We start from the raw sequence: 12010 nt of genomic DNA, 5'->3' as shown, positions 1-12010 counted from the left end.
CGATGTCGGTCATCTACGAATTCAAGGCCAACTCGCTGCTCGGCGAGGAAGTGCCGATGCGCCGCTTCGAAGGGCAGGTGCTCCTCATCGTCAACACCGCGAGCAAATGCGGCTTCACGCCGCAATATCGCGGCCTCGAGGAGCTGCATCGCGACCTGTCGCCGCGCGGCTTCTCGGTGCTCGGCTTTCCCTGCAACCAGTTCGGCGGCCAGGAGCCGGGGCAGGCGAGCGAGATCCAGGAGTTCTGCTCGACCCATTACGACGTCACCTTCCCGTTGTTCGCGAAGGTCGACGTCAACGGCGCCAACGCGCACCCCCTGTATGAGTATCTGAAACATCAGCAATCCGGACTGCTCGGCTCCTCCATCAAGTGGAATTTCACCAAATTCCTGGTGGACCGTGCCGGCAAGGTGATCGCGCGTTACGCGCCGACCGCCAAACCGGAAGGATTGCGGCAGCAAATCGAAACCCTGTTGTGAGCGAGACAAGCATGAGCGACGAATTCCCGGACCGTCTGTCGGTCGATCCGAACAGCCCCTACTACAACGCGGACATCCTGGCGCGCGACGTCGGCATCCGCTTCAAGGGCGTCGAGAAGACCAATGTCGAGGAATATTGCGTCAGCGAGGGCTGGGTCCGCGTCACCGCCGGCAACGCCAAGGACCGCTACGGCAACCCGCTGACCATCAAGGTGCACGGGCCGGTCGAGCCGTATTTCAGGGACAAGAAGTGACGGCAAAGCCGTCATTCCGGGGCTCGCGAAGCGAGAACCCGAAAGCTCGAGATTCCGGGTCTGGTCCTTTGGACCATCCCGGAATGACGCCAGCGAACTGAAAGGCCACCCGCATGTCGGTCCGCATCGTCGACGTCCGCGAGATCACCAAGCCGATCTCGTCGCCGATCCGCAACGCCTATATCGACTTCACCAAGATGACGACGAGCCTCGTTGCGGTCGTCACCGACGTCGTGCGCGACGGCAGGCGCGTGGTCGGCTACGGCTTCAATTCCAACGGCCGCTACGGGCAGGGCGGCCTGATCCGCGAGCGTTTCGCCTCGCGCATCCTCGAGGCCGATCCGAAATCGCTGCTGAACGGCGCCGGCGACAATCTCGACCCCGACAAGGTCTGGGGCGCGATGATGACCAACGAGAAGCCGGGCGGTCATGGCGAGCGCTCGGTCGCGGTCGGCACCATCGACATGGCGGTGTGGGACGCGGTGGCGAAGATCGCCGGCAAGCCGCTGTTCCGCCTGCTCGCCGAGCGTCACGGCGTGACCGCCAATCCGCGCGTCTTCGTCTATGCCGCCGGCGGCTATTACTATCCCGGCAAGGATCTCTCGATGCTGCGCGGCGAGATGCGCGGCTATCTCGATCGCGGCTACAACGTCGTCAAGATGAAGATCGGCGGCGCGCCGATCGAGGACGACCGCATGCGCATCGAGGCCGTGCTGAAGGAGATCGGCAAGGACGCGCAGCTCGCGGTCGACGCCAACGGCCGCTTCGATCTGGAAACCGGCATCGCCTATGCCAAGATGCTGCGCGACTATCCCCTGTTCTGGTACGAGGAAGTCGGCGATCCCCTCGACTACGCGCTGCAGGCCGCGCTCGCCGAATTCTATCCCGGTCCGATGGCGACCGGCGAAAACCTGTTCAGCCATCAGGACGCGCGCAACCTGATCCGCTATGGCGGCATGCGTCCGGATCGCGACTGGCTGCAATTCGATTGCGCGCTGTCCTACGGCCTGTGCGAATACCAGCGCACGCTCGAGGTGCTGAAGACCTACGGCTGGTCGCCCAGCCGCTGCATCCCGCATGGCGGTCACCAGATGTCGCTCAACATCGCGGCCGGCCTCGGTCTCGGCGGCAACGAGAGCTATCCCGACCTGTTCCAGCCCTATGGCGGCTTCCCGGACGGCGTCCGCGTCGAGAACGGCCACATCACCATGCCGGACCTGCCCGGCATCGGCTTCGAGGGCAAATCCGATCTCTACAAGGAGATGAAGGCGCTGGCTGAGTAGGGCGGGGCGTCCAGCAAATTGATGTGGTCCCGGCGCAGGCCGGGACCCATAACCCCACGCAGCGGACATGAGCCGCGCCGGCGACCCCGAGCGATCGTCAAACCCGATCCTGTGGTGACGGGTCCCGGATCCGCGCTTCGCCTGTCCGGAACGACGACCGCGCGAGCCGCTATGACAACCGCATGTCCAGCAGCCGCCGTCCTTCGCCCTTGATCAGCTTCTTCACTGCGCTCGAGGCCACGACCTCGCCGTCATTGGCATAGGCTTCGTGGTTCTTCTCGATGTCGTCGAGGCGGTAGAGATAGTTGACCATCACGCTGGCGGATTCGCGCACGCCCTTCGGCGAGAGATCGCCGAGCCAGTTGATGCGCTCGAGCCGCGCGCCGTTGCCGAGGTGAAAGCGCGCGACCGAGTCGATCAGCCGTCCCTTCGGCGTCCGCGCCTTCAGGAAATAATGCGCCGCGAGCGGCTCGATCACGCCGCGGAGCTGCGCGGTCGCTTCCGCGTTCTCGAACCATTTCGGCTCGTCGAGGCGCTTCAGCACCTCGCGGTCCTCGTCCGACAGCGGCAGGTCCTTGTCCTGCTTCACCCATTGCATGAAGCCCGGCACCGGCGACAGCGTCACGAAGGTGTCGAGCTTGGGCGTTTCGCGGCGGAGCTCCTCGACCACCTGCTTGATCAGGAAGCTGCCGAAGGAGATGCCGCCGAGGCCGCGCTGGGTGTTGGAGATCGAATAGAACACGGCGGTGCGCGCGCGTTCGATCGGCAAATGCTGGCGATCGACCGCGAGCAGCGGCGCGATCGCGCCGGGGATCGTCTCGGTCAGCGCCACCTCGACGAAGATCAGGGGCTCGTCGACCATCGCGGGATGGAAGAAGGCATAGCATCGCCGGTCGACCGGATCGATGCGGCGGCGCAGGTCGTCCCAGTCGCTGATCTCGTGCACGGCCTCGTAGCGGATGATCTTTTCGAGGATGTTGGCCGGGGTCGACCAGTCGATCCTGCGCAGCACGAGAAACCCCCTGTTGAACCACGAAGAGAGAAGATGCGACACGTCGCGGTCGAGCGCGGCGAGATCGGTGTGCCCGTTCATCATGCCGAGCAGGTCCGCGCGCATGCTGACGAGATCGCCGGTGCCGCCGGGCGCGCGGTTGAGCCGGCGGATCAGTTCCTGCCGCCGCGGCTCGGAGGCGAAGTGCAGGGAACTCGCATCCTCGTCACTCGGCTTGGCGCGCCATTTCTCGATCGCCTGCGCCAGACGTTCCCGGTCGGGACCGAAATCGCGCACCAGCGCAGCGAAAAAGGCGCGGCGTCCTGCCGCATCCAGATCCCTGTAGAGATCGAGCACCTCGCGTGCCATCGCCGTGCCGGAGGCTTCGCCCCGGCCCGAGAGCAGCGCATCGCAGAGCTCGGCCAATCCCTCGGCGTCCCGTTTGACGTCGGCGGAATCACCGCGGCGAAGCAGCGTGCGGCCGCGCTCTGAGATCGTGGCGAGCAGGTCGGAAAAAAACGCGTTGGCCATCTGGACTTATCAATTCCGGTTTGTGCGCTGCGGGAAGCTTACACGGGATTTGGGCGGAAGCCGATCACAATCAAGCGCAGGAATTTGGCAACTTTAGCTGGGCCATGCGTGCCAACAAGGCTGGCATGCCCCGCGCTTGCGACGGCTATGCTTCTTCACGAACGTCGTCATGCCGCGCGCAGGCGGGGCATCCACTACGCCGCGGCCTGTCCGTCAATCCATCGGCGCTGTTGGAATGCTGGATCGCCTGCTGTCGCGGGCGACGACACCAGGAGCAGGGTTAACGGGCGACAGACCTCAGCCCTTCCCCGCAAACTCCGTCGGCGTCCGTCCCGTCACCTGCCGGAACGCCGCCGAGAACGCCGGCACGCTGGCATAGCCGAGCTGGGTCGCGAGCTGCTTCACCGAGACGTTGGCGTCGGTCGACAATTTCTGGATCGCGGCCGCGATGCGGGCGCGCTGGCACCAGCTCTTGAAGCTCAGCTGGGTCTCCGACGAGAACAGCCGCGACAGCGTCCGCGCGGAGGTTCCGACCTCGCGCGCCAGCGAGTCGATGTCGTGCAGGCCGGTGGGATCGTCGAGCACGATCATCGCGGCGCGGCGGCAGCGCAGCTCGCGCGGCAACGGCACGAAGGTCGCGGAATCCTCGGCCTGATGCAATTCCAGCATGACCAGGCGGATCAGCAGTTCGGTCCGCTCGGACGCGTTGCGGGGGTCGAACAGCGCGAGGATCGCCTGGTGCAGGAGCGGCGACACCCGCACCACGAATTCGCGGGCCAGGCCCTCATGGCGCTGCTGGCGCTTCAGCCACGGCAGGTCGAAATACAGCGTGCGCATCTCGATGTCGGCGAGCACGTCGATGGCGTGCTCGAGCCCCGCCGGCACCCAGACCGCGCGGTCCGGCGGCACGAGCCAGCGCCCCCCGGGCGTCGTCACCTGCATCGTGCCCCTCGCCGCATAGAGGAGCTGGGCCTCGCGGTGCATGTGCGCATCGAGCCGCAATCCCTTGGGATAGTCGCGCGCGACCAGGTGCACGCCCGCGGTCGAGCGGTGGTTGCCCCGGACCTCCCGGATTGGCGTTTCTACGACAGTCATTGGCAGCATCCCGTAATCGCTCCGACATATAACCCATTTCGGAGCAAGTGAGGATTCGTATGAACAGCCCCAGCCGGGTGATCAGCTTCGTCAACGCAGGCCACTTCATCGATCATTATTCGATGCTGATTTTCGCCGCCGCCGTGATCATCATGGGGCCGGCGCTGGGCATGGCCTATTCGGAACTTCTGCCCTATGCGACGCCGGGTTTCGTCGCGTTCGGGGCGGGCTCCCTGCTCACCGGCTGGCTCGGGGATCGCTGGAGCCGCCGCCACATGATGCTGATCTTCTTCATCGGCATTGGCCTGTCCATGATCTCGGTCGGCTTCGTGCAGACCCCGGCGCAGCTCGGCGCGGCGCTGCTCGCCATCGGCATCTTCGCCTCGATCTACCACCCCGTCGGCACGGCGATGATCGTGTCCTACGCCGACAAGCTCGGCCGCGAGATGGGGCTGAACGGCGTCTGGGGAAATCTCGGCGTGGCCTCGTCCGCGCTCGTCACCGGCGTGATCGGCCAGTATTTCGGCTGGCGTCTCGCCTTCATCGTTCCCGGCATCGTCACCATCCTGATCGGAATCGCTTTCGCCATGATGGTCGTGCACGAGGATCGCAAGGGCTCGAAGCAGGCGGCGGCGCAGTCCCGGGTCGCGAAGCAGGACATGTGGCGCGTGGTGCTGTCGCTGCTGATCGTCGTGATCGCGATCTCGACCACCTTCAATGCCGTCACCGTCGCGCTGCCGAAGCTGTTCGCCGAGCGGCTCGCCGATCTCACCAAGAGCCCGGCGCTGCTCGGCGTCATCGCGGCCTGCGTCTACGTGTTCGGCGCGATGACCCAGTACACGATCGGGCGGCTGCTCGACCGCTATTCGCTCAAGACGGTGGCGCTGCCGCTGTCCTTCATGCTGGCGCCGTTCCTGTATCTGGCCGCGAGCCTGAACAACCTGCCGCTGATCGTCGTTTCCATCGGCATCGTCATGGGTGCGTTCGGGCAAGTCACGGTCAACGATGCCATGGTCGGCAAGTACACGACCGAGGAGTGGCGCTCGCGCGCCTATGCGGTGCGCTACTTCGTCGGTTTCACCGCGGCGGGCGCCTCCGTCGGTCTGGTCGCATGGCTCTACGAGCAGGGCGGCTTCGTCACCATGCTGCACGCCTTCGCCGGCCTCTGCCTGCTGGCGATCGCCGCTGCGATCATCCTGCCGCGTGAGATCAGGACGCCGGCCGCACAATCGGCCTGACCGCGCTCTCGTGTCCCGGACGCGCTGCAGCGCGCAACGCTGCGGCGCAGAGCCGGGACCCACTGACCGCAAATTCCCGTGTCGCATGGGCCCCGGCTCTGCAGCGCACCGCCGAAGCGGCGCGGCGCTGCGTCCGGGGCACGAGCCAGTGCCAGGCCTGAACTTTCTCCACCGTCATTGCGTGCCAGCATCGCGCCGCCACGCAATGACGGAAGAAATGCGTGCGCCTGCCTTTCCACTCGTCGATGCGGCGCGCCACGCGGCCCCGTCTCCAGCGGGCCGGGTGCCAGGCTCCGCGACGAAGCGAGCCAGATCGCTCCCGCGGAGGGAGATTGGATTGCTACGCTGCGCTCGCAATGACGGGGATGTCGGCAAGGGCGGAGCGGGTCCGATGGAGCCTGCCCACCATGCCATCCTGCCGGTGTTTTGCCCGACGTGTCAAAGGTCGCCGGGCGACCAAAAGACCTCGCCCGGTCAATGGCGGTCTACTGTGCATGGGGTTGTTTTCGCCGATTTTGTTGCCGCCCTCTTAACCTCGTCGGCAGCGGCGGGAACTCGCTCCGCCTCCCGCGGGTTCTATCCATGACGTCCGGACACCTTGTTCGGGCGGATGAAGGGGGAAAGACGCCTGCATGCTGTGGAGCCTGCTCCGACCGGTCGGCCTTGTCCCCGCGGCGCTTGTCCTCACCACCATTGCGGCCAGCGCCGAGGGCGGCAAATCGGCGGGCCCGTCCGAATTCCTGCTGGTGGCGCAGATCGTGCTGCTGATCGCCGTCGGCCGCGGTCTCGGCGAGATCATGCAGCGCATCGGCCAGCCTTCGGTGATCGGCGAATTGCTCGCGGGCATCCTGCTCGGACCATCGCTGTTCGGCTGGATCTGGCCGGAGGCGCAGCACGCGATCTTCCCCAAGTCGCCGGAGCAGAAGGCGATGATCGACGGCATCGCCCAGTTCGGCATCCTGCTGCTGCTGTTGCTCACCGGCATGGAGACCGACCTCAAGCTGGTCAGGAAGGTCGGCAGAGCGGCGATCGCGATCTCGATCGCCGGCATCCTCGTGCCCTTCGCCTGCGGCTTCGCGCTCGGTGAATTCCTGCCCGATGCGCTGCTGCCCAATCCGCAGCAGCGTCTGGTCGCCTCGCTGTTCATGGGCACGGCGCTGTCGATCTCCTCGGTGAAGATCGTCGCCGTGGTCGTGCGCGAGATGAATTTCATGCGCCGCGATGTCGGGCAGATCATCGTCGCCACGGCCGTCATCGACGACACCATCGGCTGGATCATCATCGCGGTCATCTTCAGCCTCGCCTCGCAAGGCACGCTCGACATCGCCTCGGTGGCGAAAGCCGTGCTGGGCACGCTCGCCTTCCTCCTCGTCAGCTTCACCATCGGCCGCCGGCTGGTGTTCCAGCTCATTCGCTGGGCCAACGACAACCTCGTCAGCACCGCGCCGGTCATCACCGTGATCCTGCTGCTGATGGGCACGATGGCGCTGATCACGCATCTGATCGGCGTGCATACCGTGCTGGGGGCTTTCGTCGCCGGCATCCTGGTCGGGGAATCTCCGATCCTGACACGGCAGATCGACGAGCAGCTGCGCGGGCTGATCTCGAGTTTCTTCATGCCGGTGTTCTTCGGCCTTGCGGGCCTCAGCGCCGATCTCTCGGTTCTCCGCGACCCCGGACTGCTGATGCTGACGGGCCTGCTGGTCGTCATCGCGAGCGTCGGCAAGTTCGGCGGCGCCTTCGTCGGCGGCACCGCGGGCGGGCTGAGCTATCGGGAGTCGCTGGCGCTCGCCAGCGGCATGAATGCGCGCGGCTCGACCGAAGTCATCATCGCGACCATCGGTCTGTCCATCGGCGTGCTCAGCCAGAACCTGTTCACGATGATCGTGACCATGGCGATCGTGACCACCATGGCGATGCCGCCGATGCTGCGCGCAGCGCTCGCAAAGCTGCCGATGAACCGGGAGGAAAAGGCGCGCCTTGAACGGGAGGAGTTCGAGGCGCGCGGTTTCGTCGCCAATCTCGAACGTCCGCTGCTGGCGGTCGACGAGAGCGTCAACGCCACCTTTGCCTCGCATCTCGCCGGATTGATCGCGGGCATGCGCGGTCTCCCGATCACCGTGCTGCATATCGGAAAGCGCGCCAAGGAGCAGGAGAAGGAGCGCGACGGGGAGGAGGCGCACGAAGCCGTGGTGAAGAAGGCGGCCGAAATGGTGTCCGCCCACGGCGACGATGCCGGCAGCGTCGATGTCGTCACCCGGGCGAGACGCGCGGAGCTCGGCGAGACCATTGCCGACGAGGCGCGCAAGGGGTTCGATCTCCTCGTGATCGGTGTCGACAAGGTCGCCAAGGGCGGGGATCGCTTCGACGGCAAGATCGAGGACATCGCGGCCAGGTTCGAGGGGCCGCTCGCGGTCGTGGCGGCGAAGGGCAGGCACCTCGAGCAGCCGATGCCCGACGCGCTCAACATCCTCGTCCCGGTCTCCGGCAGCGGCGTCTCCAGGCGCGGCGCCGAGGTCGCGGTGGCGCTGGCGCAGGCCGGATCAGGCTCGCTTCGGGTGATCTATGTGGCGACAACGCGGGACAAGGGCGCGCAGCGTGGCGCGTCGCGCGGGTTGAGCCGGGAAGCGGGTATCCTCAAGGACACCAGCGATCTCGCCGCCCGCTACGAGGTCGACATCACCGCGACGCTGCGCGTGAACCGGACGCCGGAGGCCGCGATCCTCCGCGAGATCGACACCACCGACGTCGATCTCGTGGTCATGGGCGTCGACCGCATCCAGGGCGACCACCTGTCCTTTGGCGGTGTCGCCGACGCCGTGCTGCGGCAGTCGAAGGTGTCGGTGCTGCTGGTCTCGAGCGGCGAGGCCCGGCGGACGTCGGCGGAGACGGCGTGAGGCCGTGCGCGCCCCTCTCACGGTTGCGGGAGAGGCTGCAATGGGCCTGGAGCCGCGCCGACGAAGTCGACGGGTCTCAGTGTTTCACCTCCGCGGCCGGCTTGGCCGCCGGGGTCGTCTCCTTGCGCGAGGCGAGCCAGTTCTCGAAGCGCTGAACCACTACGAAGAAGGCCGGCACGAACAGCACCGCGAGGCAGGTCGAGGCCAGCATGCCGGAGAACACGGTGATGCCGATCGACTTGCGGGCGCTGGCGCCGGCGCCGGTCGCGATCACCAGCGGCACGACGCCGAGGATGAAGGCGAACGACGTCATCAGGATGGGACGGAAGCGGGATCGCGCCGCCTCGATCGCGGATTCCAGGACCGGTTTGCCGTCGCGGCCGTGCAGCTCCAGCCCGACCTCGACGATCAGGATGGCGTTCTTGGCCGACAGCGCGATCAGCAGGATGAGGCCGATCTGGCAGTAGAGGTTGTTGTCGATCTTGAGCGCGTTGAGGATCAGCATCGGTCCGATCAGCGACAGCGGCACCGCGAGGATCACCGAGATCGGCGCGTACCAGCTTTCGTACTGGCCGGCGAGCACGAAGTAGACCAGCAGCATGGCCAGCCCGAACACCCAGTAGATCTGGTTGGAGACCGCCTTCTCCTGATAGGACATCGCGGTCCATTCATAGCCCGTGCCCGGCGGCAGCGTCTTGTCTCCGATCTGCTCCATCAGTTGCAGCGACTGGCCGGATGAGTAGCCCTGCGCCGGCAGGCCGACGATCGTCGACGAGGGGTAGAGGTTGTACAGGCTGATCAGCGAGGGCCCGGTGGCGGGCGTGATCGTGGCGACCGTACCGATCGGGATCATGTCGCCGTTCTGGTTGCGCACCATCATGTTGGCGATGTCGCGCTCGGTGACGCGGAACGACGAGTCGGCCTGCGCATAGACCTGGAACACGCGGCCGAACTTGTTGAACTGGTTGACGTAGGACGAGCCGAGATAGGTCGACAGCGCCGCGAACACCTGGTCGGTCGTGACGTGCAGCGTCTGCGTCTTGATGCGGTCGATCTCGACGTCGAATTGCGGCACCGACGAGCGGAACGAGGACGAGACGCGCTGCAGCGCGCTCTGGCTCTGCGCATTGGTGACCATCGCGCTGGTGATCGCCTGCAGTTTGGCGAAGTCGCTGTTGCCGTCGCGCAGCTCCACCTGCATCGAGAAGCCGGCCGCGTTGCCGATGCCCTGGATCGGCGGCGGCGGCAGCACCAGCGTCCGTGCCTCCATGATGGTCGCGACCTTGTCGTTCAGCCCGTACACCAGCGAGCGCAGGTCCTCGCCCTTGCCGCGGGCGGCCCAGTCCTTCAGCACGATATAGGCGACGCCGGCATTGGCGAGGCTCGCGCTGTTGTCGAGCGCGGAGATGCCGGCGATCGTGATGACCTGCTGCACGCCGGGCGTCCCGCTGATCAGCTCGCTCGCCTTGTCGAGCACCTTCTGGGTCCGTTCGAGCGAGGCGCCGTCGGGCAGTTGCACGGCGGCGATCAGGTAGCCCTGATCCTCGATCGGAAGGAATCCGGTCGGCACGCGCGACAGGCCGTAGCCGCCGATCGCGATCAGGACCAGTGCAATCGCGACCGAGGCAGTGCTGTGCCGGACCAGGGTGCCGATCAGGCGCGTATAGCCTCGCTCGACGCGATTGTAGACGGCGTTGAAGCCCCGGTAGAAGAAGTTGCGCTGCTCGGGCGGCACCGTCGGCCGCAGCCAGAGCGCGCATTGCGTCGGCTTTAGCGTCGCCGCGTTGATGGCGCTGAGCAGCGCGGTCGCCGCGATCACCAGCGCGAACTGCGAGTAGATGCGGCCCGTGAGCCCCGCGAGGAAGGAGGCGGGCAGGAACACCGAGATCAGCACCAGCGTGATGCCGACGATCGGCGCGAACAGCTGGTCCATCGCCTTGATCGCGGCGTCGTGGCCGTTCATGCCCTGCTCGATATTGTGGGCAGCGCCTTCGACCACCACGATGGCGTCGTCGACGACGATGCCGATCGCCAGCACGATCGCGAACAGCGTCGACATGTTGATGGTGAAGCCGAGCGCGGCCATCGCGGCGAACGCGCCGATGATGGTCACCGGCACGGTTGTCGCCGGCACCAGCATCGCGCGCCAGTCCTGCAGGAACACCAGGATCACGACCAGCACCAGGACGCCGGCCTCGATCAGCGTCGTATAGACCTCGTGCACCGAGGCTTCCACGAACTTCGTGGTGTCGAACGGCGTGTCGTATTTGATGCCTTGCGGGAACGCCTTGGCGAGCTCCTTCATCTTCTTCTCGACGGCCTGCTCGACCTGGAGCGCGTTCGCGCCTGGCGACTGGAATACGCCGATGCCGGTGGAGGGCTGCTTGTTCAGCGCGAAGATCTGGCTGTAGGTCTGCGCTCCCAACTCCACCGAGCCGACATCGCGCACGCGCGTGACGTCGCCGCTGGTGCCGGTCTTGACGATGATGTTCTCGAACTGGCTAGTGTCCTCGAGCCGTCCGTTGACGTTGAGCGTGTACTGGAATGCCTGTCCCGGCGGCGTCGGCGGCGCGCCGACCTGACCGGCCGAGACCTGCTGGCTCTGTTGCTGGATGGCCTGGATGACGTCCTGCGGCACCAGTCCGAAGGCCTGGAGCTTGTTCGGATCGAGCCATACCCGCATGGAATACTGGCCGGCCCCGAACACGGTGACATTGCCGACGCCGGGCAGGCGTGAGAGCTCGTCGCGGATGTTGATGGTGGCGTAGTTGCTCAGGTAGAGGCTGTCGTACTGCCCGTCGGGCGAGGTCAGCGTCACGAACAGGAGGATCGAGGTCGACCGCTTCTGCACGGTGACGCCCTGGCTCTGCACGGCCTGCGGCAGTTGCGACAGGGCGCTGGAGACGCGGTTCTGCACCAGCACCTGCGCGAAGTTGAGATCGGTGCCGATCTTGAAGGTCACGGTCAGCGTATAGGTGCCGTCGGCGCCGCTGTAGGACTGCATGTAGAGCATGTCCTCGACGCCGTTGACCTGCTGCTCGATCGGCAGCGCGACGGTGTCGATCACGGTCTTGGCGCTGGCGCCGGGATAGCGCGTCGTGACCTGCACGGTCGGCGGCACCACGTCCGGATATTGCGCGATCGCGAGGTTGAACAGCGCGACGCCGCCGATCAAGATCATCAGCAGCGCGATGACGTTCGAGAGGACCGGCCGCTCGATGAAGAATTTGGAGATCATGACC

Annotated in this window: 8 protein-coding genes; 5 read left to right on the top strand and 3 right to left on the bottom strand. The window is 66.0% G+C overall.

Annotated elements, in window-relative coordinates; translation table 11 throughout:
• Positions 1 to 2 precede the first annotated feature (2 nt).
• From QM712_RS19635 to tarD, 3 genes are all read left to right on the top strand, one after another.
• On the top strand, positions 3 to 479 hold the full coding sequence (locus QM712_RS19635) for a glutathione peroxidase (RefSeq protein ID WP_415024788.1): 477 nt from the start codon (positions 3 to 5) through the stop codon (positions 477 to 479).
• A gap of 11 nt (positions 480 to 490) precedes the next feature.
• A complete protein-coding gene (locus QM712_RS19630) occupies positions 491 to 733 on the top strand; it encodes a DUF3297 family protein (protein WP_415024787.1) in 243 nt (80 codons plus the stop codon).
• Between the two features lie 113 nt (positions 734 to 846).
• On the top strand, positions 847 to 2016 hold the full coding sequence (gene tarD, locus QM712_RS19625) for a D(-)-tartrate dehydratase (protein WP_415024786.1): 1170 nt from the start codon (positions 847 to 849) through the stop codon (positions 2014 to 2016).
• Between the two features lie 169 nt (positions 2017 to 2185).
• On the opposite strand, the gene QM712_RS19620 is transcribed toward tarD, so the two are convergent.
• Positions 2186 to 3538, bottom strand: a complete 1353-nt coding sequence (locus QM712_RS19620; protein WP_415024785.1) for a malonyl-CoA decarboxylase — start codon at positions 3536 to 3538, stop codon at positions 2186 to 2188.
• A gap of 297 nt (positions 3539 to 3835) precedes the next feature.
• Positions 3836 to 4633 carry an AraC family transcriptional regulator gene (locus QM712_RS19615; RefSeq protein ID WP_415024784.1) on the bottom strand — a complete coding sequence of 266 codons (798 nt, stop codon included), beginning with the start codon at positions 4631 to 4633 and terminating at the stop codon, positions 3836 to 3838.
• 59 nt (positions 4634 to 4692) lie between these two features.
• Between QM712_RS19615 and QM712_RS19610 the strand changes: the two genes are divergently transcribed.
• Complete coding sequence (locus QM712_RS19610) at positions 4693 to 5871, top strand: MFS transporter (protein ID WP_415024783.1); 1179 nt, start codon at positions 4693 to 4695, stop codon at positions 5869 to 5871.
• A gap of 632 nt (positions 5872 to 6503) precedes the next feature.
• The gene (locus QM712_RS19605) at positions 6504 to 8768 is read left to right on the top strand and encodes a cation:proton antiporter (RefSeq protein ID WP_415024782.1); all 2265 of its coding nucleotides are present in this window, start codon (positions 6504 to 6506) and stop codon (positions 8766 to 8768) included.
• A 76-nt stretch (positions 8769 to 8844) separates the two neighbouring features.
• Here QM712_RS19605 and QM712_RS19600 read toward each other — a convergent pair whose 3' ends face one another.
• Positions 8845 to 12006, bottom strand: coding sequence for an efflux RND transporter permease subunit (locus QM712_RS19600; protein WP_415024781.1), 3162 nt, complete (start codon positions 12004 to 12006; stop codon positions 8845 to 8847).
• Positions 12007 to 12010 lie beyond the last annotated feature (4 nt).

This window comes from Bradyrhizobium sp. (assembly GCF_047605465.1).
GTDB lineage: Bacteria > Pseudomonadota > Alphaproteobacteria > Rhizobiales > Xanthobacteraceae > Bradyrhizobium.
The sequence above is the reverse complement of the archived record's forward strand: the minus strand, read 5'-3'. Positions and strand labels throughout refer to the sequence as shown.

Coding starts and splice junctions, on each gene's coding strand:
- QM712_RS19635 (WP_415024788.1), top strand. CDS start 3: ATGTCGGTCATCTACGAATTCAAGGCCAACTCGCTGCTCGGCGAGGAA.
- QM712_RS19605 (WP_415024782.1), top strand. CDS start 6,504: ATGCTGTGGAGCCTGCTCCGACCGGTCGGCCTTGTCCCCGCGGCGCTT.
- tarD (WP_415024786.1), top strand. CDS start 847: ATGTCGGTCCGCATCGTCGACGTCCGCGAGATCACCAAGCCGATCTCG.
- QM712_RS19630 (WP_415024787.1), top strand. CDS start 491: ATGAGCGACGAATTCCCGGACCGTCTGTCGGTCGATCCGAACAGCCCC.
- QM712_RS19620 (WP_415024785.1), bottom strand. CDS start 3,538: ATGGCCAACGCGTTTTTTTCCGACCTGCTCGCCACGATCTCAGAGCGC.
- QM712_RS19615 (WP_415024784.1), bottom strand. CDS start 4,633: ATGACTGTCGTAGAAACGCCAATCCGGGAGGTCCGGGGCAACCACCGC.
- QM712_RS19600 (WP_415024781.1), bottom strand. CDS start 12,006: ATGATCTCCAAATTCTTCATCGAGCGGCCGGTCCTCTCGAACGTCATC.
- QM712_RS19610 (WP_415024783.1), top strand. CDS start 4,693: ATGAACAGCCCCAGCCGGGTGATCAGCTTCGTCAACGCAGGCCACTTC.